The sequence below is a fragment of the Streptomyces sp. NPDC032721 genome (assembly GCF_055579625.1).
In genome coordinates, this window is record NZ_JBVIMX010000016.1 from 72,253 (window position 1) to 95,000 (window position 22,748).

18 protein-coding genes are annotated in these 22,748 nt (G+C 71.6%); 4 read left to right on the plus strand and 14 right to left on the minus strand.

Translation table 11 applies throughout. The features are described from left to right. Positions 1-103: 103 nt before the first annotated feature. Together ACZ5PB_RS30015 and ACZ5PB_RS30020 are read right to left on the minus strand one after the other, a co-directional pair. Positions 104-1,090 carry an ankyrin repeat domain-containing protein gene (locus tag ACZ5PB_RS30015; RefSeq protein ID WP_468695420.1) on the minus strand — a complete coding sequence of 329 codons (987 nt, stop codon included), beginning with the start codon at positions 1,088-1,090 and terminating at the stop codon, positions 104-106. 44 nt (positions 1,091-1,134) lie between these two features. Then, the gene (locus ACZ5PB_RS30020) at positions 1,135-1,791 is read right to left on the minus strand and encodes a TetR family transcriptional regulator (RefSeq protein ID WP_468695422.1); all 657 of its coding nucleotides are present in this window, start codon (positions 1,789-1,791) and stop codon (positions 1,135-1,137) included. Between the two features lie 273 nt (positions 1,792-2,064). Here ACZ5PB_RS30020 and ACZ5PB_RS30025 point away from each other — a divergent pair, with 273 nt between their 5' ends. Then, positions 2,065-3,468 (plus strand): IS701 family transposase, encoded by a 1,404-nt coding sequence (locus ACZ5PB_RS30025; protein ID WP_468695423.1) that lies wholly within the window; start codon positions 2,065-2,067, stop codon positions 3,466-3,468. After that, complete coding sequence (locus tag ACZ5PB_RS30030; protein WP_468695424.1) at positions 3,465-4,964, plus strand: alpha,alpha-trehalose-phosphate synthase (UDP-forming); 1,500 nt, start codon at positions 3,465-3,467, stop codon at positions 4,962-4,964. Before ACZ5PB_RS30025 ends, ACZ5PB_RS30030 begins: the two co-directional genes overlap by 4 nt. A 56-nt stretch (positions 4,965-5,020) precedes the next feature. Here ACZ5PB_RS30030 and ACZ5PB_RS30035 read toward each other — a convergent pair whose 3' ends face one another. Both ACZ5PB_RS30035 and ACZ5PB_RS30040 read right to left on the minus strand, forming a co-directional pair. Continuing rightward, the gene (locus ACZ5PB_RS30035) at positions 5,021-5,716 is read right to left on the minus strand and encodes an HAD family hydrolase (protein WP_468695426.1); all 696 of its coding nucleotides are present in this window, start codon (positions 5,714-5,716) and stop codon (positions 5,021-5,023) included. 97 nt (positions 5,717-5,813) lie between these two features. Next, positions 5,814-6,443: a ScbR family autoregulator-binding transcription factor gene (locus ACZ5PB_RS30040; protein WP_468695427.1), complete on the minus strand. Its 630-nt coding sequence runs from the start codon at positions 6,441-6,443 to the stop codon at positions 5,814-5,816. Positions 6,444-6,561: 118 nt separating this feature from the next. Here ACZ5PB_RS30040 and ACZ5PB_RS30045 point away from each other — a divergent pair, with 118 nt between their 5' ends. After that, entirely contained in the window at positions 6,562-7,479 is a 918-nt protein-coding gene (locus ACZ5PB_RS30045; RefSeq protein WP_468695429.1) for a ScbA/BarX family gamma-butyrolactone biosynthesis protein, read from the plus strand. Between the two features lie 201 nt (positions 7,480-7,680). Here ACZ5PB_RS30045 and ACZ5PB_RS30050 read toward each other — a convergent pair whose 3' ends face one another. From ACZ5PB_RS30050 to ACZ5PB_RS30095, 10 genes are all read right to left on the minus strand, one after another. Continuing rightward, positions 7,681-9,261: a helix-turn-helix domain-containing protein gene (locus tag ACZ5PB_RS30050; RefSeq protein ID WP_468695431.1), complete on the minus strand. Its 1,581-nt coding sequence runs from the start codon at positions 9,259-9,261 to the stop codon at positions 7,681-7,683. Then, positions 9,258-9,536, minus strand: coding sequence for a helix-turn-helix domain-containing protein (locus ACZ5PB_RS30055; protein ID WP_468695433.1), 279 nt, complete (start codon positions 9,534-9,536; stop codon positions 9,258-9,260). Before ACZ5PB_RS30055 ends, ACZ5PB_RS30050 begins: the two co-directional genes overlap by 4 nt. A 66-nt stretch (positions 9,537-9,602) precedes the next feature. Beyond that, the gene (locus ACZ5PB_RS30060) at positions 9,603-12,179 is read right to left on the minus strand and encodes a condensation domain-containing protein (protein WP_468695435.1); all 2,577 of its coding nucleotides are present in this window, start codon (positions 12,177-12,179) and stop codon (positions 9,603-9,605) included. Between the two features lie 346 nt (positions 12,180-12,525). After that, positions 12,526-13,392: a 4'-phosphopantetheinyl transferase family protein gene (locus ACZ5PB_RS30065; RefSeq protein ID WP_468695438.1), complete on the minus strand. Its 867-nt coding sequence runs from the start codon at positions 13,390-13,392 to the stop codon at positions 12,526-12,528. Positions 13,393-13,430: 38 nt separating this feature from the next. Beyond that, positions 13,431-15,224 carry an acyl-CoA dehydrogenase gene (locus tag ACZ5PB_RS30070; RefSeq protein WP_468695439.1) on the minus strand — a complete coding sequence of 598 codons (1,794 nt, stop codon included), beginning with the start codon at positions 15,222-15,224 and terminating at the stop codon, positions 13,431-13,433. Positions 15,225-15,396: 172 nt separating this feature from the next. Beyond that, complete coding sequence (locus ACZ5PB_RS30075; protein WP_468695441.1) at positions 15,397-16,047, minus strand: ScbR family autoregulator-binding transcription factor; 651 nt, start codon at positions 16,045-16,047, stop codon at positions 15,397-15,399. A gap of 26 nt (positions 16,048-16,073) precedes the next feature. Next, positions 16,074-16,916, minus strand: coding sequence for an AfsR/SARP family transcriptional regulator (locus tag ACZ5PB_RS30080; RefSeq protein ID WP_468695442.1), 843 nt, complete (start codon positions 16,914-16,916; stop codon positions 16,074-16,076). Positions 16,917-17,189: 273 nt separating this feature from the next. Continuing rightward, entirely contained in the window at positions 17,190-17,828 is a 639-nt protein-coding gene (locus ACZ5PB_RS30085; RefSeq protein WP_468695443.1) for a ScbR family autoregulator-binding transcription factor, read from the minus strand. A gap of 219 nt (positions 17,829-18,047) precedes the next feature. After that, positions 18,048-19,286, minus strand: coding sequence for a cytochrome P450 family protein (locus ACZ5PB_RS30090; protein WP_468695445.1), 1,239 nt, complete (start codon positions 19,284-19,286; stop codon positions 18,048-18,050). A 165-nt stretch (positions 19,287-19,451) separates the two neighbouring features. Continuing rightward, positions 19,452-20,138, minus strand: coding sequence for a ScbR family autoregulator-binding transcription factor (locus ACZ5PB_RS30095; protein ID WP_468695446.1), 687 nt, complete (start codon positions 20,136-20,138; stop codon positions 19,452-19,454). A gap of 377 nt (positions 20,139-20,515) precedes the next feature. Between ACZ5PB_RS30095 and ACZ5PB_RS30100 the strand changes: the two genes are divergently transcribed. Next, the gene (locus tag ACZ5PB_RS30100; RefSeq protein ID WP_468695448.1) at positions 20,516-22,540 is read left to right on the plus strand and encodes an acyl-CoA dehydrogenase family protein; all 2,025 of its coding nucleotides are present in this window, start codon (positions 20,516-20,518) and stop codon (positions 22,538-22,540) included. Positions 22,541-22,748: the final 208 nt, after the last annotated feature.

The window sequence follows — 22,748 nt, forward strand, 5'->3', positions numbered from 1 at the left end:
GGGCAAGGAATATTTTCGCGGACTGCCGTCCTCCCTGGCCCATATGCCCCCCCCTCCCCCCTCTCCCCCCCCCCCCCCCCGGTGCCGTATCGCTGTTCGCCGACTAGTGCGCGGAAAGGAGTGCGGCGATCTCCGCGTAGCCGTACTCCTGGGCCATCTCGGCCGGGGTCCGGCCGTCCCAGCCGCGCAGGTCGGTGCGGGCTCCGGCCGCCAGCAGGACCCGGACCGACTCCAGGTGACCGTGCCAGACGGCGTCGTGCAGCGCGGTGTACCCGTTGTACGGGCCCTGGGCGTCGAGTTCGAGCCGGGGGTCGCGCACCAGGAGTGCGAGGACCCCGGCGTGTCCGTTGTACGCGGCCTTGTGCGCGGGCGTCGCCTTCATCAGGTGGTCGACGACGCGCGGATCGGCACGATGCTCCAGCAGGGCACCGACCACGTCGGTGTGTCCCTCGCGTGCGGCGTCCAGCAGGGGGGTGTGGCCGTCGGGGGCCTTGGCGTCGATGTCGCGGGCGTCGTCGGTGAGGGCCCGTACGGTGCGCGCCGTGTCTCCGCCGAGCGCGGCGCGCCGCAGTACGCCGTCCTCGGCCCGGTCGCGCGACGCCTGCGCCTCGTCGAGGAGACGCAGATAGGGGCCCTGGTCCTCGTCGCAGGCCAGCGGACCCAGCTCGGCCGCCCGGTAGCCGCCGTGGGCGCGCAGGCCGGGGTGGGCGCCGCGGGCGAGCAGGCGGGCGACGGCGGGCAGGCGTTTGTGCCACACGGCGTCGATGAGCGGGGTGTGGCCGTGGGTGGCGGCCTGGAGGTCGATGAAGGCGCCGTGGTCGAGGAGCAGGTCGATGGTGTCCACCGAGCCCGACTGGGCGGCCTTGTGCAGGGCGGAGGCGCCCATCCTGGTGTCCAGCAGATGGGGGTCTGCCCCCGCGGTGAGGAGCATGCGCACCGTCTGCGACCCGCCGCGCGCGGCGGCCAGCGAGAGCGGCGGATTGCCCAGTGGGTCCTTGGAGTTGGGGTCCGCTCCGTCGCTCAGCAGCCGGGCGACCCGGGGCAGGTCGGCCGCTTCTATCGCCTGTGCGAGCAGGTGGTCGGCGCCCATGACGGTGCTCCTTCGATCGTTCGATGGAAGAGATCCGGACAGAATCAGAGCGGTTCCGCCCAGTCGGCGTCGGAGGCTCCGCGCAGTACCAGGTCCCAGATCTGGGCGAGTTGGGAGGGTGCGCTCTCGCAGTCCGGATGCGTACGGCGGGGGTGGTTGCGGATGTACACCTCCGCGCCCGCCACGAGGTGTGCGGCCAGAGCGAGCACGGTCAGATCCTTACCGTCCGGCTTCACCTCGTCACCGGCATCCACGTCGACACCGGCGTCGGCGTCGGTGCGCGGGGGCTGTTCGCCGGCTCCCGTGGCCAGGTCCTCCAAGGGGCCCAGCCACGACTGCGGCCAGTGTTCGTACGGGTCCTGGTCCTCGCGGGCGAGCCGGGCGGCGGCCCGTACCAGGGCGTCTTCCTCCAGCAGTCGGGCGATCTCGACGGTGACCTCGATGGCCGTCGGCAGGACCTCCTCGCCGCGGCCGGTCACCCGCGCGACGACGGCGGCGACCCTGTCGGTGCCGCACTGCCGGACGGTGGCGGCGAGGTCCTGCTTGGAGCTGAAGTGGAAGGTCAGCGCGCCCAGCGAGATCCCCGCGGCCTCACTGATCCGCTGCAGTCCCGCACCGTCGTATCCGACCTGGTCGAAGGCCTCTCCGGCGGCCTCGATCAGCGCCTCTCGTGTGCGTACCGCGCGTACCTGTTTCGCCATCGCCTGCCTCCGGGGTCGTGCGCCTCAGGCTCTGAAGCGACGACAGGGCCGTTCGCTGTCCTGAATGTCAGCAACGCCCAGCCTCCGGGCGAACTGCGCGCACACACAACGGCAACCTGGGAAAGACGCACCGGCTTTCTCGGGGCGGTCCGGACAGCGCGGTGACTGTGCGGAGTTGGCCAAGTCTCAGCGGTACGACGTCCCGCCGTCTAGAAAAATATCGAACGTTCGCTATTCTTTTGGGAGTCGAGTACGTCAGGAAGGGAACGCCCCATGGCCGAGCAGCACTTGAGTCTGATGCCCAGGGCCTGCCCGGCGGATCGGGCCGGACAGCGGACGGGGCCGGCCCTGCTGGAGCGGGGCCGGGAGGTCCGGGGAGGGTATGCCCAGCCCCGCGAGCCGGGTCCGATCCGCCGGACGGGTCCCGGTCCGGACGGCGACGGCGAGTTGTCCTCGTTCACGGAGCTGCTCTTCGGGCACCTGCCGCGCGCCGACCAGCGGCGCTGGGCCCAGTCCTACCTCCAGGGGCTCCTGACCACACCGGGCAAGAAGTCGGTGCGCAACCTGGCCGCCGCGGTCTCCTCCTCGCCGACCGCCTCGCAGTCGTTGCAGCAGTTCATCAACGCCAGCCCCTGGGACTGGGAACCGGCCCGCGACGAGCTGGCCAGGACCGTCGAGGCGCACACCGTGCCGCACGCCTGGACGCTGGCCACCACCGTCCTGCCCAAGCGGGGCGACCACTCCTGCGGGGTGCACCGCCGTTTCGTACCGGCGGCCGGACGCACCATCAACTGCCAGCTCGGACTGAGCGCCTCCCTGGCCACCGGCGAAGAGGCGCTGCCCGTCGACTGGCGGCTCGTACTGCCCGAACACTGGGACGACGACGCCCGGTTGAGGGAGCGCACCAAGGTTCCCGACTCCGCGCGGCACCGCCCGCTGTGGGCCCACGCCCTCGAACTCGTCGACGCGCTGTCCGCGCGCACCTCGCTGGCGCCGGTGCCGGTGGTGGCCGACATGAGCGAGCACCCCGACACCGCGCCGCTGCTCCACGGACTCAGCAGGAGGGGCCGGGACTTCGTCGTCGCCGTGCCCTCCGGCCTTCAGGTGCTGCCGGACACCAGCCGCCCCCAGGGCCCGCACCGGGGCGCACCCGACCCGCAGCGTCCGATGACGGCCGCCCACCTCCTGCACCAGCACAGCACCCGGCAGCCGCACACGATGACGCTCACCTCCGACGGCCGGCCGCAGCGGCACATCCGCATCATGTCGGCCCTGGTCCGCCTGCCGGGCGGCCGGGACACCTACCGGATCTTCACCGAGTGGCCCCTCACCGGACGCCGCCCCGGCCGCGCGTGGATCAGCAACATGGTGGACGCACGGCTCAACCGGCTCTCCGCGCTCGCCCACCTCCACACCAGCACCCTGACCACGATGGACTCCCTGCAACGGGACTACGGGCTGCTGGACTTCGAGGGCCGTTCCTTCCCCGGCTGGCACCACCACATGACCCTGGTGTCCTCCGCCTACGCCTACAGCCGGCTGCTCACCGACAGCCTCACCGGCAGCCGCAGCAGCCACAGCAGCCGCGCGCTCGCGTCCGTCTCCGGGTCCGCGTCCGCGTCCGGGTCCGTGTCCGCAGGCCCGGCCGTGCGCCCGGTTCCGAGCCGTACCGCATGAGCCGCGACCGGGGCGGAGCCCGCCTCCTGCTCGCCTCCAACCGCGGGCCGGTGTCCTTCACCCGGGCCCAGGACGGCACCCCGCACCCCCGGCGCGGCGGTGGCGGACTGGTCTCGGGGCTCTCCGCGCTCGCGGCCGGCACCCCGGTGCGCTGGGTGTGCGCGGCGCTGGGCGACGCGGACCGCGCCGCCGTGCGGGCCGCCGGGAGCGAGCTCCTCGCCCCGGACGTGCACGGCCTGTCCGGCGCCGAGGTCAGAATGCTGGACATCGCGCCGGAGACCTTCGACGACGCGTACCACCACGTCTCCAACTCGACCCTGTGGTTCCTGCACCACCTGCTCCACGACACCGCGGTGGACCCGGTCTTCGACGCCCGGTTCGCCCGCAGGTGGGCGGCGTACACGAGGTACAACGCCCATTTCGCGCGGGCGCTGGCCGAGGACGCCGCGGAGGGGGGCACCGTCGTCGTGCAGGACTACCACCTGTCCCTGGTACCCCGGATGCTGCGCGAGGCCCGCCCCGACCTGGACATCGGGCACTTCTCGCACACCCCGTGGGCGCCGCCGGAGTACCTGCGGATGCTCCCCGACGAGGTGGCGCACTCCCTGCTCACCGGCATCCTGGCCGCCGACCGGGCCGCGTTCCTGACCGAGCGCTGGGCCGCCGCCTTCACCGCGTGCTGTACGGAGCTGCTGGGCGCCACCGTCAGCACCGGGCCCGACGGGAGTCCGGTCGTCGAGCACGAGGGGCACCGCACCCGGATCGGCGTACACGGATTGGGAGTTGATGCCGACGCCCTGCGCGAGCGGGCCCACCGGCCGGACGTCGACGCCGCGCTCGCCGAGCTGCGCGCCTCGGTCGGCGGACGCAGGACCATCGTGCGGGTGGACCGTGCCGAGCTCTCCAAGAACATCGTCCGGGGGCTGCTCGCCTACCGGGAACTGCTGCACACACACCCGCGGTGGCGCGGCGAGGTCGTCCATCTGGCCTTCGCCTACCCGTCCCGCGAGGCCCTGGAGAGCTACCGGCGCTACAGCGCACAGGTACGGCAGCTGGCCGAGGACATCAACGAGGAGTTCGCCACCGGGGACTGGCAGCCGGTCCAGCTGCGGATGAAGGACGACTTCGCCCGCTCCCTGGCCGCCTACCGGCTGGCGGACGTCGCGCTGGTCAACCCGGTGCGGGACGGCATGAACCTGGTGGCCAAGGAGATTCCCGTGGTTTCCGATCACGGGTGCGCCCTGGTGCTGTCCCGGGAGGCGGGCGCCGCCGCCGAACTCGGCGCGGACGCCTTCCTGGTGAACCCCTTCGACGTCGGCGCCACGGCCGAGGCGCTGCACCGGGCGCTGTGCATGCCCGAGCAGGAGCGGTCCGCGGCCGGCGCGCGGCTGGCCGCTGCCGCCGCGGCGCTGCCGCCGCGGAAGTGGCTCGCCGATCAGCTGGCCGCGCTGGAGCACGGTGCAGCCGGGGCCGCGGTGCCGGCGGGTGCCCGGTGACGCCCGGGGCCGGGGCGGCCCCGGCCGGGGCCGCCGGGGCCCGGAGGGTGGTCGGCTCAGGCCGCCCAGGACAGGCCGGCCGCGGCCTCGGTGTCCACCGTCCGCAGCAGGTCCGCGTCGATCTGGTGCAGGCCGCTCACGAGGTGGCGCACGCCTGCCTCGCGCATCAGCTGCGGCTGGAAGCTGCTCTCGAAGCCGGTGGGGTGGCCGATGAAGGGGGCGCCGAGAGCGGCGGCCGCCTCGGCGACCCGTGCCACGTCGTCGACGAAGAGCACCTCGCCGACGTCGAGCCCGAAGGCGTCGGCGATCTCACGGAGGCCGGGGCGGAAGGCGTCGGTGCAGATGTAGCCGGGCCCGTCGAACAGGTCGGCGTGACGGCCGAGGTGTTCGTCGAAGTGGGACTTGCTCAGGCCGCCGTAGCAGACGGTACGGAGCCCGAGGGCACGGACCGACTCGACGAGCTGCACGGCCCCGTCCGTCAGCCGGACGGGGTTCCCGGCGAGGTAGGCGTCGCGCTCCTCGAAGTAGAGGTCGAGCGCCTCGTCACCGCTGAGGTCGCTGCCGATGGCGGCGGCCATCTCCGTACCGGCGACGGCACGGGACTGGGAGAAGATCCGCCGCTCGACGTCGGCGGTGTACGCGCCGCCCCGGCTGGTGATGAAGTGGTGGATGACCGGGCTGAACGTGTCGTTGAGCAGGACGCCGTCGATGTTGAGCGCGACGAGGCGTAAGCGCGTGAGGGCAGACGTCATGGCGTGGTCTCTCTCTTCGAGGGTTTCGGGGGCTTCCGAGCGTTCCGGGATTTCCGGGGCTTCGAGGGTTCCGGGGGTGCGGACGGACACCCGCGGATCAGGAGTTCAGCCAGTCCGAGCGCTGCTGGGTCGCGCTGATCTCCGCCGCGTGCTCCGGGGCGGTGAGCGTCGGCAGGAGGAGCTGCCACATGCCGATGGTCCGGTCCGTCAGGTCGGTGCGACCGCTGACCAGGTTCGAGTACATCTGCATGCCGGTACAGGCGGCCACCACGAACTCCGCGACGGTGTGGTCGGCGACGTCGGTGCGCAGTTCGTCGGCGGCACGTGCCGTGATCAGGCAGTCCTCCATGATCTGCGCCCACTCCCGGTAGGGGGTGGCGTCGTGCATGCCGAAGCTGGCCTGCTCGTTGGTGAGCCGGACGCCCGCGCGCAGCACGGGGTTGGTCTGGAGCTGGTGGGCCCATACGAGGGTCAGGTCGACCAGCCGCTGCAGGCCTTCGGAGTCCAGCCGGGGCATCACGCTGCTGGGCTGGGCGTTCATGACCGCGTGGGCGAGCTGTTCCTTGTTCTCGAAGTGGAAGTAGACCGCTCCGAGCGTCACTCCGGCGCGCTTCATGATCTCTCTCATGCTCGCGCCGCTGTAACCGCGCTCGTCGAAGACAGCGGCCGCCGCATGAAGGATCTCCTCACGCGTCTTGATGGCTCGGTCCTGCTTCGGCTCCGGCATCGGACTGCGGCCTTTCCTCGACAAACAAAAAGAACATGCGTTATGTTACTGGCCTGAGCGCATCGGCGCCAGATGCGTGGAGCAACTCTGATGCACCACACCGCCTTTGGGGGGCACAGTGACTGTCACCGAGGAACGTCCCGCACCAACCACTCTTCTGTCAGCGGTCCAGCAGGAGCACGTACACAAGAGAGACGCGGCCGAGGTGCTGCTCTGCGGATGGACGCAGACCCGTGACGACGAATTCGTGGTCACCGCACTCTGGCCCCGCAACCACCCGCTCTACTGCCTGAGCAACGGCCTCTACGACCCGATGCTGTTCGCGGAAACCGTCCGCCAGTGCATCCCGCTCCTCTCGCACGTCGCCTACGGGGTGCCGGTCGGACACCACCTCATCTGGCAGTACTTCACCTTCGACGTCGACCCGGCGGCCATGCACATCGGCTCCACGCCCGGCGCGATCACCCTGCACCTCACCTGCTCGGACGTCACCCGCAGGGGAGGGAACCTCTCCGCCCTGACATTGCGGGTCACCGCCCTGCGGGACGGCATACCGATGGGCACCGCCCAGGCCCGCTTCTCCAGCCACTCCCCCGCCATCTACCGCCGTCTGCGGTCGAGTTACGGCGATGGCACACCCACGTACGTCGCACCCGGCACCCTGCCGCCGGGCATCCCGGCCGCCCAGGCCGGCCGCTCCCGCGCCAAGGACGTGGTGCTGGCCGACGGCCCCTCCGCGTCGCGGTGGCTGCTGCGCAGCGACACCACGCACCCGGTGCTCTTCGACCACCCCGTCGACCACGTACCGGGAATGCTGCTCCTGGAGGCGGCCCGCCAGTCCGCGTACGCCCAGAACCGGGCGCAGCGCGTCTATCCCTTCCGGTTCGCCTCGGAGTTCTTCCAGTACGTCGAGTTCGGCGCCGACTGCCACGTCACCGCCGCGCCCCACCCGCACGACCCCCACGGCATCCACATGGTCGCCGAACAGGGCGGGGTCACCGTGTTCACCAGCTCGGTGACCACCACCACCCTCTGAGCGACCCCGCCGCGCCCCACTGCACCTCGCAGCACCCCGCAGCACCCCGCCTCGCCCCATCTCGCCACGACTTCGAACTTGAGTCGCTTCGGTCGCTGAAATGGCGCAATCAACCCTGACGGTCATGTACGTGAGGTCGATGAGCACTGCCCCCGGGGCCGGTGCTCATCGACCGGGGCCGCGGTCGGCCCGGGCCCGGAGCTAGGGCGTGTCCTCCTCGACAGTGGTGCCGGCGGTGTAGGTGTCCTTCACCTTCACCTCCGTAACCCCTCGGCCTTCAGCGAAGACGCGGCGCCAGTCGCCGATGACGTGGAGTTCGTCGGTGCCCATGGCGCGTACGACGTGCAGGCCTTCGGTGTGGGCCTTGAGGGCCTTGGTCCAGAGGTTGGCGAAGGCCTGGGAGCGGATGAGGTGCATCCAGTCGGGGCGGTAGAGCTCCCGGTTGTAGTTCGACTCCCCCATCGTCGAGACGAACTTGGAGTACATCGCCTTCACGTACTCCAGCGTCACCTCGTCGTCCTCGGCGATGGCCGTGTCACGCGCGTCCTTGAGGACGACGCGGAACTTCTCCAGCAGGCCTTCCGTCGCTCCGGAGGTGTACGACTCGTGGATCTCCGGCGGGTCGCACAGCTGGTGCTTGGGGCCGGAGAGGCGCAGGAGGAGACGCAGGGTGGGCTCGGTGACCCAGAGGGGGCCGGGTTCATCGCGGTTGCCGATGGGGTTGGGGAGTACGTCCTCGTGGTCCCAGGCGGGCGGGGTGATGAGGTGCACCCCGGCGCGGCGGCGGTCGTGGGCGAAGCCGGTGGAGTGTTCCAGCTGGCCGAGCGGGAGGTGGGTCTTCAGGGCCGAGAGGTACGCGCCGTTCATGTCGAGCGCGGTCACTTCGTGCGCGCCGGGCGGGACGGCGCGGCGGGTCCACTTCGGGCGGGCCTCCCACACCTGGTCCGCGCCCTTGGAGGACTGCTTGCGCAGGACGTCGGGGATCCACGGGTGGGCCACCACGTCGTACCTGCCGCCCTTGCGGGTCTCGTCCAGCAGGCGCATCGCGTCCGGGATGGCCCGCTTGAGGAGTGCGGCCAGGGCGGCTTCGACGTCACCCTGGCTCTCGGACAGGGCGGCTTCGACGGCGGAGGTGATGAGGTCGGCGGGGCCGGACTCGGGCTGGAAGGCGCGACCGCGTGGGGGCTTGGACGGCTTGGCGGGCTTGGGAGGCTTGGAGGGCTTCGCGGAGGTGGCCGGGCGGGGTGCCGCTGGGGTGGCGTCCCGTACAACTTCCTTGGCAGGAGCGGGAGTTGGGGTCCCGGTCGGTGCGGTGCCGCAGTCGGTGGGGTCCAGGTGCTGGGCGAAGCCGTCCATGCGGTGGCGGGCCGGGAGGCCGCAGAAGACGCAGGGCTCGGGGGTGGCCAGGGTTTCGACGTCGTCGTAGCCCTGGGCGGCGGGAGGTTCCTCGGCGGGTTCGGGGGTCTCGGTGGGTTCGGGTGTCCTGGTGGGTTCGGGTGTCCTGGCGGGTTCGGGTGTCTCGGCGGGTTCGGGTGTCTCGGCGGCAAGTTTGGTGTGCAGGCCGTCCAGGAGGTACGCGTACTTCTGCCGGATCTCGCCCACCGGGTCGCGGCCCGACTCCCAGCCGGACACCGTGGACGGGCTCACGCCGAGCGCCCTGGCCACCTGGGCCTTGGACAGGTGGGCGCGCTCGCGCAGGTCACGTCGTACTTCCGGGGTGGGAAGCGGTGCCTGCGGGGCGACGTTCGACAGCAGCGAGTCGATCGCGTCGAAGTCACTCACCGGACTGTTCCTTTCCTCGTGGTGCGCCGGCGGGCGGCGGGCAGCAGCTCGCACGCCTTCGTCGGGCCGGACAGCAGGTCCAGCGGGCCGATGCCGTAGTGGATGGCCAGGGCGTCGATGTCGGCCAGTTGCCAGGAGGCGGCTCCGGACTGGCGGCGCGAGACCTGGGTCTGCGTCAGGCCCAGGACCTGGGCGACGGTCCGCTGCGAGTCTCCCGTCGCCTGCATCAGTGCGGCCACCGTCAGTTGCAGCGTCTCCTCCAGGCTCATCCCCATGCCCGTCAGCCTAGCAAGGCTCATGCGGATAACGCATGGAGGGTGGTGCCAGTGACTGAGTCGTGCCTATTTCGCATGCGGGTCGGGGCGTTGCCGGGCGCGCTGCGCCGTTTCCTCCAGCGTGCGGACGAAGTCGGCGGCGGCCGTTTCCGTACCGGTGAGCACCACGAGGGGGGCGCGGGCGCCGAACGCCGCGACCGAGCGGGCGAGTTCGTACGCGATCACGCCCGCGCCGGAGAATCCGCCGAGCACCACCGGGCCGTCGGACAGGGCCCGCAGTACGGCGTCGCGCAGGCGGGGCACCTCGGCGGGGCGCAGCAGGGCCACCGCTTCGGGGCCCTGGTACGCCCTGATGAGGGGGGCGTGGGTGGAGCGGTGCGCGGCGGGGGGCTGGACGAGGCAGACGGTGCCCGCGCCGGGGCGGCTGGCCGGGCGGAGCACGACGAGCGGGGGTGCGCCGGCGGTCTCGGCGTACGCGCGGGCGACGGGGCGGGTGGGGAGCGGCGGCGGTGAGGGGTCACGGGGAAGGCCCGCGAGCAGGGCGATGAGGTGGCCGACGGTGGTGGTGCGGTCCGCCTCGGCGGGGAGTCGGCGCAGCAGGTGGGCGGTGTGGGCGAGGAGTTGGTCGGCGTCGGCGAGACGGGTGCGGTCGTAGGAGGTGGTCAGGGCGAGGGCGCCGTCGTCGCTGTGCTGGGCGGTGAGGGTGAGGGGGTGGGCGGTGCGGGCGCCGAGGGTTTCGGCGGTGCCGACGCGGATGCCCTGGTCGGCGAGGAGTTGGGTGAGGGGGTGGGGGTTCGGCTTCCTGTGGTTCTCGAAGATGAGCAGGCTGCCGGTCGCCGGTGTGGCGCGCAGTCCGGACCAGGCGCGGGCCTGGCCCGCGGTCACCCATTCGTAGGCGGAGCGGTCGACGGCCTGGTCGCGGAGGGTGCCCAGGAGGGCGGGGAGGGTGGCGCGGGGGTCGAGGTCGACGGTGACCGGCAGAGGGTTGCGCAGGGGGGCGGGGAGCCGTTCGACGCCACTGAAGGGGATGCCCCGGCCTGAGACGGTGGCGTGGAAGCGAATACGGGCCGGGCCTTCGGTGCCTCGGGCGCGGTGGAGGAGGAGTGCCCATACCGCGTGCAGGACGCTGCTTTCCGGGCTGCCGAGTCCGGCGGCCCATTTGGTGAGACGGGCGGTCTGGGCGGGGGTGAGGCGGGTGCGGGCGTAGCCGGGGCCGGAGCCTGGACCGGAGTCGGAGGCAGGGCCCGGGAGGCCGGTGCCGGGGAGGTCCGTGCCGGGGGCGAGGTCGGCGCCGGACCAGAACTCCTGGGCGGGGGCGGTGTCCTGTTCCGCGAGCCAGTGCAGGTAGTCGCCCATGTCGGGGCGCCGTTCGCCACCGGGGAGTACGCCGCCCGCCAGGTAGGCGCGGTAGAACTCGTGGAGCAGGATGCGCACGCTCCAGGCGTCCAGGAGCGTGTGGTGGAAGGTGAGGAGGATACGGGCGGGGACCGTGGGACCGATGCCCGGGTCCACTCCCCCGCCGCTCAGCACCGTGATCCGCAACGGTCCTCGGTCCCGCGGGTCGATGCCCCGGCGGCGGTCCGCCTCCACGGCGGCGGGCCAGTCACTGTCGTACGGCAGCCGTACGACGTCGGGGGTGACCCGGTCGCGTTGGACGAGGTAGGGCTGGGGGCCGTCCTCGAAGGCGGTACGCAGCACGCTCTCGTGGTCGAAGACCGACTGCCAGGCGGCGGTGAACCGGTCGGGGTCGAGCGGCCCGCTCCAGGTGAGGGAGAGCTGTTCGGTGTGCCGGCCGGTACCGGGGTGGGCGTCGGTGTCGGCGATCAACTCGCGCTGCAACGGCGTGGGTTCGAGCCTGCGCCCGGTGGGCCCGCTGGACGCGGGGTGGGTGAGGAGGCCGGCGAGCAGCCCCGCCGGGAAGTCGACGGGGGTGTCCGGTTCCGTCGCGGCGGTCAGCCGCAGGGTGTGACGACCGGGGCCGTGCTGTTCGAGACGGTGGAGCCAGAGGGGTTCGCGGGTGGGACGGAGGGTCGCCCGATCGATGCGATCGAGGGCGGCTTCGAGGCGGTGGGTGTCCAGCGGGCCGTACAACTCCAGTACGGGGAGGACGAGTTGGGCGGGCCGGGTGGAGTCGACAGGGTCGACGGGACCGCGGGGGTCGGCAGGGTGGGTGGAATCGGCAGGGTCGACGGGACCACCAGGACCGGAAGGGCCGCCGGGGCCGCCGGGGCCGCCAGGACCGCCAGGACCGCCAGAACCGCCAGGACCGCCGGGGCCGCCAGGACCAGCGTGGTCACCGGGGCCGCCAGGGCCACCGGGGCCACCGGGAGCAGCGAGGTCACCGGGGCCGCCAGGGCCGTTGGGGCTGCCAGGGCCAGCGTGGGCCCCAGGGTCGCCAGGGTCGCCAGGGTCGCCGGGAGCAGGGTCGCCGGATGCGGCAGGGTCTATGAAGCAGGGGTCATGGGCGCCGGGGGCGGTCTCGCCGGGGTTGGGGTCCGTGGGGGTGGGGACCGTTGGTTTTGGGGATGGGGGTTCCGGGCCCGTGAGGTCGACGACGACGATCAGGGTGTCGTCGGGCGGGGTGTGGTCGGCGGTCATTGTCTCCGGGGGCGCGTACGTCCGCATGCCTGCGCGTGCGTCCACGCGCGATATCCGCTGCTCATGCGGCGGAACCTCTCCTTCCCCTCCTTCACTTGCGCGAAACGGATGCGCGGAATCGCGCCCGTACGACACCCCGCCGAAAGCGGTCGTACGGGGCCGAACGGGGAGGTGGGGGACGGGGCGGCCAGGGAGCAACACCCCGTCCCACGGGTCGGGCAGTGCGGACGAGGAGCTGCGTCGAGCTCCGCCATTTTCGGCCTCCTCGTCTTCGCACACGCACCCACCGCCTCGGCACGATAGCCGCGCGCGCGGGGGTGTGCGCGGGGCCTTGAGCGGGGTTCGAGGAGAGTACGAGCCATCCTTTGGCGGGCGTGGAAACGGGCTCGGCTCAGTCGGTGTCGAGGAGTTCGGCGACCGCTGCCATGAATCCCGCGTCGAACATGGTGTGCGCCGCCGTGTCGGGCGAGCTGTTCAGGCCCGCGTCCTGCCGGGCCACGCTCAGCAGGTACCGGCCGCCCAGGACCCGGTGCGTGACGAAGGCCCATTCGTCGTCGGCGGCGGGGGCTGCCGGGCTGCCGTCGGGGGCGCGCAGTCCGCCGTTGCCCGTGCCGCCCGCGCCGACCGTGCCGAAGCCGAACTTGGTGAAGCCGAGCCGCATCCCCTGGCCGAGTGCCTTGGTGTACGCCTCCTTGAGGGTCCACAGGCACAGCAGGTTCGCGGCACGTTCCGCCTCGGGGAGCACTTCGAGTTCGGCGCGTTCGGCGGGGGTGAGGACCTGGCCCTGGAGCAGCTCGTACGACATCTGCCGGTCGGTGGGCTCGGAGTCGACGCCGATCCGGCCGTCCCGGCTGATGCCGACGGCGATCAGGTCCTCGGTGTGCGTCAGGCTGATGTCGATCTGGTCGAGTCCGCGCAGGTAGGGCCGTCCGCCCGCCTTGTACGCGAGGTCGATGCCGGCCGGGGCGATGCGCAGGGCCGCCGCGGCCGTGTACTTGGTGGCGAGCCGGGAGGCGACGAAGCGGTAGCGGGTGGTGGCGTCCTCGGTACGCCGGTAGCGCTGCCAGTCGCGGCCGAGCAGGCGGCGCAGCGAGGGGTCGGAGACGGCGGTGGGCAGCCATTCGCCCCAGGTGGTGTGGACGACGGCGTTGCCGTGCCGGTCCATGGATTCGCGTACCCGGTGCCAGGGGGCGTCGGGCCCGCTGACGTGGACCGGGTCTCCGATGCGCTCCGCGCCGGGCAACGGGGTGTGGGTCAAGGTGGTCCCTGCCTTCCGTCCATGGGTGTGCCGTGCTGTCACCAGGTCGGGGCGACCGCGTCGAGGTCGTAGCCGCGGCCGTCCCGGTAGCGGCGTACGAGCTCCTCCAGGACCTGTTCCTGGCAGCCGGCGGGCAGTTCGGGCATCGGGATGCCGAGCTGGCCGCCGATCCGGGAGAGGGCGAGCACCGCCCAGGCGGGGTTGGCGAGGAACGGGTCGCTGCCGTTCTGGCCCTCCCAGACGCCGAGGACGGCGGCGGCGCCGACGATGCGGCAGTAGCGGTCGCTGAGGACGGCCACGGCGGAGTCGGCGAGGGCGGCGCCGGAGGTCGGGAGGCGGCGGCACTGTTCCTGGAGGGTGCGCAGTTCGGCGACGAACTCCTCGGCGAGGGCGGCGAGGGCGGCGATGTGCCCGCCGGCGCCCCGGGCGGCGGAGAGCCGTGCGGCGGAGCCGACGAGGGAGGCGGCCATGAAGTCGCCGCCGCCCGCGATGCCGAGCAACCGGTAGTCCAGGGGCGGGAGTTGGGTGTCGCCGCGGAAGAGCTCGGTGGGGGGTTCCGGTTCGGTGAACCAGGACCGCTCGGCGAGGTTGCGCAGTTGGGGTACGAGTGCGGCCTGGCAGGAGGCGCGGCCCGCGTGACCGAATCCGGCGACGGGCAGGTCGCGGGCGAGCTTGCCGAGGGCGCCGTACTCGGGGCTGCTGTGGTCGTAGCCGTGTGCGCCGAGCACGGGGGCGAGTTCCTCCAGGTTCTCGCGGAGCAGGTCGGGGACCACGTACTTGACGGCGGCGGCGAAGACGTGGGCTCCGGCGGGCAGCAGGCTCAGGGCGCGCAGGACGACGGTGCTCATGGCGTCGCAGGCGAGCAGGTCGGCGAAGACTCCGGCGAGGGGCTTGTGCCAGCGGCGGGCCGGCGGGCGGTCGCCCCGGCCCTCGGTGGCGGCGCGCACGGCGGAGCGCAGCACCGTGTCGGCGGCGGCGGTGGCGGCGCCGCAGACCAGGCTGCGGTTGACCTGGAAGGTGCGCAGGGCGAGGGCCACGCCCGCGCCCTCGGGGCCGACCAGGGCGTCCGCGGGGACGGGGCAGTCGTGGAACTCCAGGCCGCTGAACAGGGCTCCGCGCATGCCGGGGATCTCCGTCACCCGGGGCAAGTGCTGTATGTGGTGCGGCTGTTGGCGGGTGGGGTCCAGGAGGAGTACGGAGTGGCTGCGGGGGCCTCGGGCGGGGTCGGTGCGGGCGTACACGACGTGGAGGTCGGCGCGGGCGGCGTTGATGATGACGTCCTTGCGGCCGCTGAGGCGGTAGCCGTGGGGGGTGCGGCCGGCCGTGAACTCGTGGCGCAGGATCGCGTTCGCGTGGGCGAGTTCGTGGTGGAGGGTGGTGGCGCGGCCGCCGCCCAGCAGGAGTTCGGCGACGTACCTGCGCTGGGCCTCGCTGCCTGCGGCCCAGACGACGCCGACGGCGAAGAGCGAGGTGATGCCGTGGCCGAAGCCGAGGGCGAGGTCGCGCCGGAAGACCGGGCGCAGGGCGCGGACGAGGTGGTCGGCCCGGGTGAGCAGGCCGCCGTGCGCGGCGGGGACGAACTCGGCGCCGGTGCCGTTCTCGGTGAGGAGCGTTTCGGTACGGGCGGCGGGTTCGCGGCGGGCGTCGGCGGCGAAGAGGGCGCGCAGCCCGTGGGGGTTGGCGGGGTCGCAGGGATCGCCGAGCAGGACTTCCAGGTGGGCGGCGCGGGCGTGGGCGGTGGCGGTGCCCGTGTGTGCGTCTGTGTGCGTGTCTGTGTGCGTGCCCGTGCCGGGGGTGCCCGAAGTGTCGGATATCTCGGCGATCGTGGTCATGGTGGCACTGTGACGACTTTCGCTTGAGGACGGGCAGAGGATCGGTCCAGTGGGTGTGGAGGGGGACGGGAGCGGCGTTGGAGACCGCACCGCACGGCGCACACGAACGACTGCCGGGCCCGGTGTGGCTCGGGCCCGGCAGTCGGGGGGAGGGGAGGAGCGGTCGGCGGTGTCAGCCGGGGTGGGGTGCCGTGAGGGCGGGGATGGGGTTGGGGGCGTTGAGGCGGTAGCGGGGGGCTTCTGGTGGGGGTACCAGGATCGGGAGCAGTGCGGTCCACAACTCCCTTGTGCGGCAATGGAGTTCGGGATAGGTGAGGCCGGTGCCCGAGAGCGCGCCGATGCCGCAGACGGCTGCCGGGAGGAGTGCCTCGGTCGTTTCGCGGCCGGCGTGGTGGTGGAGGTCCCCGGCTGCCCGGGCCTCGCCGATCAGGCGCAGTACCTCGGTCATCCAGATCTGGTGGAAGTCGGTGACCGGTGGCCGGCGGCCGACGCACTCGTTGGCGATGCGGAAGCCGGCCCGTACGACCGGGTCCTCGCAGCGGGCCCGTACCAGCCAGTGCGTCAGGTCGATGAGCACCTGGACCGGGGGCTCCCCCGCCTCCTGCCGTGCGCGTACGAAGTCGTGGAGCATGGTGCGGCCCTGCTCCTGCACCGCGTCGGCGAGGCGGTCCTTGGAGACGAAGTGGAAGTAGAGCGCGCCCTTGGTCAGCCCGGCGGCGGTGACGATCTCCCCGAGGGTGGCGCTCGCGTATCCCTTGCGGCAGAACATCTCCGCCGCGGCCAGCACCAGCCGGCGCCGGGTCTGTTCCGATCTGGCCTGCATCGGTTTCCCTTCCGGTGCCCGCCGGGTCAGCCCACCCGGCTCAGTCGCTCCGTGCCGGGTGCGGCGGTCGTGACGGGGGCTTCCAGGGGCTGTTCGGGGCCGGCCATCAGGATCGAGCGCTGGAGGCGGCGCAGTCCTGCGGAGGGTTCCAGGCCGAGTTCGCGGACCAGGGTCTGGCGCAGGCGCTGGTAGACGTCGAGTGCCTCGCTGCGGCGGCCGGAACGGTGCAGGGCGAGCATGAACTGGCCGTGCAGGTTCTCGTGGGTGCGGTAGCGGCTGACCAGGACGGTGAGTTCGGCGAGGAGCTCGCGGTGGCGGCCGAGCCGCAGATCTGCCTCTATGCGCTGGTCGAGCGCGCAGAGCCAGGTCTCCTCCAGCCGCCGGATCTGCATCTCCAGCTGCGGCCCCGCCTGTACGTCGGCGAGCGCGGACCCGTTCCACAGGGCGAGTGCCGTGCTCAACTCCCTTGCCGCGCGCGGGAAGTCGCCCGCGTCCATGGCCCGGTAGCCGACCCCGGCGAGCCGCTCGAACTCGCGGACGTCGCTGGTGCCGCCCGAGGTGTGCAGCACGTAGCCGCCGGGGGCGGTCACGAGCACGTCCTTGGCGATGCGCGGCGCGTTGCCCTCCGGGTCGTGGGTGAGGGCGGTCGCGATCATCTCGCGCAGTTGGAGCACGTACGTCTGGAGGGTCGTGCGCGCGCTGCGCGGCGCCCGGTCCCCCCAGAGCTCTTCGACGAGCGAGGCCACGGGAACGACCTCGTCGGCGTGCAGGGCCAGCAGAGCCAGCACCTGTCGCGGTTTCGGGGCCGTCGGCGTCACCGAGATCCCGTTCTCCCTGACGGCCAACGGGCCCAGTACTGCGATGTCCACGCCGTTTCCCCTCTTCGGACCTGCTACTCGTCATCGGGTACACACCCAGTTAAAAACAGGCCAACCGGTCTGTCAATACGAAACCGTCCATGCTGTTTTGTTAGTGTCTCGCACGCCACTCAAGCGGCCCTATAGTCACGCCGGAGTCGACAGCCTTCCTGAACTCTGCCTGAAGTAGAGGGGGTTTGGGGTGAGGTGCTGGTGCGGTGGCATCCCCGTGCGAGGGGAGCCCTTCGGGGAGGACTCCCCAAAAAGCAAACCGTTCAGTCTGAATCAATCAAGAGGAGAAGACTGAGGGGTCTTCTTTGGGTTTCTCGGAGTTGCCCGTACGAGGTCCCGGTCCCGGGCCAGGAGCGGCAGCAGCAGCTCCCAGAACCCGGCGACCTGCTGCCCCGTGTACCAGTGCGGGTCCTGTGCCCCGAGCACCTCGAAGCCCACGGTGGCGGCGACGATCGCCCGCGCGGCGCCCTGTGGTGACACACCGTCGGCGAGGCAGCCCTCCCGGTCGGCCCGGGACAGCGTCTCCTCGACCCACTGCTGCCAGCTCCGCCGACAGCTGCCGGCGCCCTCGGAGAGGGTTCCGCCCAGCTCGAACCCCGCCCGGACGACGACGTCCTGGGCGAGCCTGCCCATGAGGGCATGGGTCGCGTCCACGAGCTCCTGGAGCACTCCGCCCCCGCCTCCGGGCACCTCTTCGGTGATCAGGCCGAGCGTGCGGGAGGCCTCCGCCTCGACGGCCAGGGCGAGCGACCGCTTGTTCTCGAAGTGGAAGTGCAGCGCGCCGTTGCTGACCCCGGCCCGCCGGCTGATCGTGGTCAGCGAGGCGGGTACGTACCCCTCCCCCGCGAACACCTCGGCGGCGGCGTGGATCAATGACTCGCGAGTGCGTATCGCACGCTCCTGTTTGACCATCTGCTCTCTCCCCGTTCCGGTGGCGGCAAGTGACCCTCGGCCACCGTCCCTTGATCATTCAAGATTAACAAACCGCTTATGCGGTTTGTAGGTCGGTGCAGAAGTGATTACGGCGTAATCACCTTGGCGCCACAAAAAAGGGCTCCGCGGCCCAGTCGCGGGCCGCGGAGCTCCGGGTCAGGTCGGTCGGGGGCTACGAGTGCGCTCGGAGCCCCCGGTTCAGTGCGCCTGTTCGCCGAGCAGGACGGGCAGCGACTGATAGCTGTTCATCAGGAAGGTGGGCATGGGCCGGAGTTCGTCGGGGGCGCACGCGAGGCTGATGTCGGGGAAGCGCGCGAAGAGAGCGGCGAAGGCGGCGGTCGCCTCCACTCTGGCCAGCGGAACGCCCATGCAGCGGTGCGTGCCGTGGCCGAAGCCGAGGGTGTCGCGGTCGGTGCGCAGCAGATCGAAGTCCGCGGCGTTCTCCCCGTACCGCGCAGGGTCCACTCCCCCAGCGGCGAAGGAGACGAGGATCGGGTCGCCCTGGGGGATCAGGACGCCGTCCAGGTCGATGTCCTCGACCGCGAAGCGCATCGGGGAGTACGCGCCGGGAGTGTGCACGCGCATCGTCTCGGCGGCCACGTCCTCCCAGGAGGCGCGGCCGGCCCGTATGTGCTCGTACTGCTCGGGGTGGGTGAGCAGCGCGCCGACGGCGTTGGTGATGAGCGCGGCCGTGGTGTCCTGGCCGCCCGCGATCATCAGGTAGAGGGTGCCGAGGAGTTCGGACTCGGTGAGCTGGTCGCCCTCGTCACGGGCCTGGATCAGCAGGGAGGTGAGGTCCTCGCCGGGTTCGGCGCGCTTGGTGGCCACGTGGGCGGCGAGCAGCCCGAAGGCCTCCATCCGGGCGGCCTCCATCTCCTGCGGGGAGACCGTGGTGCTGAACACGGTGTGCAGCGCGGTGCACAGGGCCTTCGTCGCATCGCCCTGCGGGATTCCGAAGAGCTCGCAGATCACCCGCATGGGCAGTAACTCGGCGTACGAGGTGCGCAGATCGAGCGGGGTTCCGGCCGGGCGGGCCGCCAGGTCGTCGACCAGCTCGGCGGCGATCTCCTCGACCCGGGGGCGCAGGGCCTCGGAGCGGCGGGCGGTGAAGGCTCCCGCGACCAGGCGGCGGAGTCTGGAGTGCTGCTCCCCGTACGCGAAGAGCATGTTCTCGTTGGCGACCCAGGCGTACAGCGGCCACTCCGGGGGGATCTTCCCCTCCCGCAGGGCGGGCCAGTGCTGCCGCGCGTCCTTGGACACCCGCGGGTCGATCAGCAGCCGCTCGACCTGCTGCTGGCCCACCACGGCCCAGGCCTGCACGTCTCCCGGCAGGGTCACCTGGACCGCGGGGCCCTGGGCCCGCAGCATGGCGGCCTCACCGGGCAGATCGCGTCCGGTCACGTCCAGCGCGTACGGGCATGCAGTTACGTCCGTCATTTCCCCACCCCTGCGTCGATGCGTCGATGTCCACTGCGTCGTACTCGTACCAGCCGTACAAGTCGCCGGGCCGGGAAGGTGATTACGCCGTAATCACCTGTCGCCGGGACCGGGAAGTGATTACGCCGTAATCACTTCTGCGGGACACCGCTCCCCCGCAGAGGGTCAGACGCTCACCTCGGCCGCGAGCTCCTGCTGCTCGCGTGCCTCGACCACTTCGTCGTACACGTGCTCCGCCCGCTCCGGGGAGATGTCGAGCCGTACGAGCACCGCGGGCAGGGCGAGGCTCGCCATGAGGTGGCGATGGAGGTCGGCCACCCGTTCCGGCATGTCGGCGTGGTCGGTCATGATCTTCGAGCAGACCTGGACCCCGGTGAAGGCGCCGGCGAACAGCTTCGCCGCGGAGACGACGTCCACCTGGGGCAGGAGCTCCCCCTTCTCCTGCGCCTCGGTGAGGATGGCGATGTTGCGGTCGATCCAGGCGCTCACCGGTACCCGCCGGTCCAGCCCGTCCACGCGTGATCCCTGGTCCACGGTGAGCCGGACGCTGCCGCGCACCATGGGGTCGCGCTTCTTGAGCATGTGGGCGAGCAGCAGTCCTTCGTCGATCCCCTGCTGGAGCGTGAGTTCGCGCCGGGGGACCGGCGGCATGGCGAGGACCTGGTTGGCGAGGACCGCCTGCGCCAGTTCCTTCTTGGAGGCGAAGTGGAAGTAGAGGGCGCCCTTGGTGACCCCGGCTCTGGCGAGGATCTCGGAGATGGGCGCCGCTTCGTAGCCGACCTCGTCGAACACTTCGGCCGCCCCGACCAGGATCGCGTCCCGCGTCCGGACTGCCCGCTCCTGCTTCGCCACAAGTACCTCCGCGCCGTGCCGTGCCTTGGTCCCGCCCAGGCAATTAAAGACCGAACGGTACGTATCTTATCGCCCTCACCCTCCGAACCGACTGGTCCAAGCACGTAGTTGTGACACAGAGACGTGTTTCCGACCCCCGGGAACCTGTGGGGGCCCTCATCTCCGCTGATGGGACGACAATAAAACCAGTCAGCCGGTTTTTCAATGCCCATGCACTGTGGCAAGTTCCTCCCGCACGTGCGCGAGATTCTGGCCTGAATCAGACATTCCTCTTTATGTTGACCATGAATCAGTGCCGTTGGGGTCTTGAATATAAAACCGGCTGGTACGTATCTTCATGCCCTGCCTCAGATCCGTGACGAAGCTGTGGGGGAAATATGTCTGTGCTCACTCACCGCCCGGAAGAGCTGCTTCTCGCCGGGCTCCCGCAGCCGCTGCTGCTGGACACGGCGCTTCTTCCGGACGGTACGGACGGGCACACCGCGTCCGATCCGGAACAGGCCTCCCCAGCCGTCTCCCTGGCCCTCTCCCCCGACATCTCGACCGACGTCTCGACGGAGGTCTCCCCCGACGTCGCGATCGCCGCAGAGCTGAGCCATCTGCTCTTCGACCGCGACGAGCGGGAGCGGGTCCACGGCATCTGGCGCGAGTTCATCTCGGACGAGTCGTTCCGCTACCGCGACGGCCTCTCCCCCGCCGACCGGGCCGCTCTCGCCTACGAACGGCTGCGGGAGGTGAACGCCGTGATCGGCAGCTCCGAGGACCTCGCCCGCGATCCGCGGATGCTGGCCAGCCTGCACGAGTGGGCCGCGATCGTGGACGGCGGCGGCGGGCTGTGCTCCCTCGTCAGCATCCACTACAACCTGTTCCTCGGGAGCCTCCTCGACCACGGGGGCACCGCCGGGCGCGACCTCTCGGACTTCACGTCCATGCGCCGTACGGGGACGTTCCTGTGCACCGAGCTCGATCACGGGAACGATGCGAGCGCGCTGGGGACGGTCGCTGATTACGACGTAATCACCGACAGCTTCACCCTGCACACCCCGACGGCGGGCGCCCAGAAGTTCATGCCCAACACCAGCCCCATCGGCGGACCCAAGAGCGGAGTGGTCGCGGCGCGGCTCCGGGTCGAGGGGCGGGACGAGGGCGTCTTCCTCTTCCTGGTGCCGCTGAGCGACGAGGACGGGTTGCGCCCTGGGGTCAACGTACGTCCGCTGCCCTACCGGCCCGGGGCTCCGATGGACCACTGCCTGACCTCCTTCGACCACGTACGGCTGGACCGCAGCGCCCTGCTGGAGGCCGAGCACGGGCGGCTGGACGAGGACGGGAAGCTGACCAGCTCCCTGGGCAACCGGCGCAAGCGTTTCCTGCACTCCATCGGCCGGGTCACCACCGGCAAGCTCTGCATGAGCGGGGCCGCGATCGGGGCCTCGCGGGCCGCCCTCACCATCGCCGTGCGTTACTCGCAGCACCGGCACATCAGCGGGGCCAAGGCCGGTGAGCGGGTTCCGCTACAGGCTCACCGCAGCCACCACGGCAGGCTGCTCGGCCCGCTGGTCAACTCGTACGCCATGACCTTCGCGCACCGCGAGGCCGTCACCCGCTGGTGCGAGGCCAGTACGCCCGAGGAGCGGGTGGAGGTCGAGCGCGAGGTGGCCGTCCTGAAGGGGTGGATCACCTGGCAGGCGCGCACCGTGACCACCGAGTGCCGGGAGCGGTGCGGGGCGCAGGCCCTGTTCTCGGCGAACGGGCTCGCCGACTTCCCCCAGTACACCGAGGGGACCATCACCGCCGAGGGCGACAACCTGGTCGTCTGGCTGAAGGCCGCCAGCGAGCTGCTCTTCGGGACCGACGCAGGAAGACCTGACGTGAGCGACGTACCGCTGGCCGAGCAGTCGCTGATGGACCGGCGGTTCTTGCGCGGGCTGCTGGCGGAGGCCGAGCGGATGTGGCGGGCCAGAGCGAGCGCGGGGCTGCGCAAGGGGCCGGCGGGGGATCCGCTGGGGCGTTGGAACTCGGCCTCGTTCGCGGCGCTGCGGATGGTTTCGGTACATGCGACTGTACGGGCGGCCGACGCGTTCTCGCGGGCCATCGACCGGGCCGAGGGCCCGGCGGTGCGGGACCTGCTGGAGAGCGCGTTCCTGCTTTTCCTGCTGCAGCAGCTGGGGGAGCACATCGGCGATCTGCTCGCCGAGGGGCGGCTGACGGCCGCTCACGCACTTGCTCTGCCGGACGCGGTGGAGACGCTGACCGCCGAGCTCGCGCCTCGGATGACGACGCTGGTCGATGCGTTCGACCTGCCTGCGGAGTTCCTGGAGGCGCTGCCGATGCTGCAGGAGAACGGCTATGGCTTCATGCAGGGACAGGGACAGGGGCTGGGGAGCGCGCCCTCGTGGGCATGAAAGTGATTACGGCGTAATCACTTCGCGAGGTCTCCGGGAGCCCGGAGGCCTCGTTTCTCGTCCGGGCAACCCGGGGCGAAGGTCGCTTGGGTCGCTTCGGTCGCTGCGGATACGGGTGTGGGGGGGGGGGGGGGGGGGGGGGGGGGGGGGGGGGTCGGCCCCCCCCCCCCCCCCCCGACACAAAACACCACCCCCCCCCCCCCCCCCC

Bases quoted from the DNA above. Each gene is read 5' to 3' on its own strand.
- ACZ5PB_RS30030 (WP_468695424.1), top strand. From the start codon at position 3,465: ATGAGCCGCGACCGGGGCGGAGCCCGCCTCCTGCTCGCCTCCAACCGC.
- ACZ5PB_RS30075 (WP_468695441.1), bottom strand. From the start codon at position 16,047: ATGCAGGCCAGATCGGAACAGACCCGGCGCCGGCTGGTGCTGGCCGCG.
- ACZ5PB_RS30085 (WP_468695443.1), bottom strand. From the start codon at position 17,828: ATGGTCAAACAGGAGCGTGCGATACGCACTCGCGAGTCATTGATCCAC.
- ACZ5PB_RS30025 (WP_468695423.1), top strand. From the start codon at position 2,065: ATGGCCGAGCAGCACTTGAGTCTGATGCCCAGGGCCTGCCCGGCGGAT.
- ACZ5PB_RS30015 (WP_468695420.1), bottom strand. From the start codon at position 1,090: ATGGGCGCCGACCACCTGCTCGCACAGGCGATAGAAGCGGCCGACCTG.
- ACZ5PB_RS30040 (WP_468695427.1), bottom strand. From the start codon at position 6,443: ATGCCGGAGCCGAAGCAGGACCGAGCCATCAAGACGCGTGAGGAGATC.
- ACZ5PB_RS30100 (WP_468695448.1), top strand. From the start codon at position 20,516: ATGTCTGTGCTCACTCACCGCCCGGAAGAGCTGCTTCTCGCCGGGCTC.
- ACZ5PB_RS30020 (WP_468695422.1), bottom strand. From the start codon at position 1,791: ATGGCGAAACAGGTACGCGCGGTACGCACACGAGAGGCGCTGATCGAG.
- ACZ5PB_RS30090 (WP_468695445.1), bottom strand. From the start codon at position 19,286: ATGACGGACGTAACTGCATGCCCGTACGCGCTGGACGTGACCGGACGC.
- ACZ5PB_RS30070 (WP_468695439.1), bottom strand. From the start codon at position 15,224: ATGACCACGATCGCCGAGATATCCGACACTTCGGGCACCCCCGGCACG.
- ACZ5PB_RS30055 (WP_468695433.1), bottom strand. From the start codon at position 9,536: ATGGGGATGAGCCTGGAGGAGACGCTGCAACTGACGGTGGCCGCACTG.
- ACZ5PB_RS30035 (WP_468695426.1), bottom strand. From the start codon at position 5,716: ATGACGTCTGCCCTCACGCGCTTACGCCTCGTCGCGCTCAACATCGAC.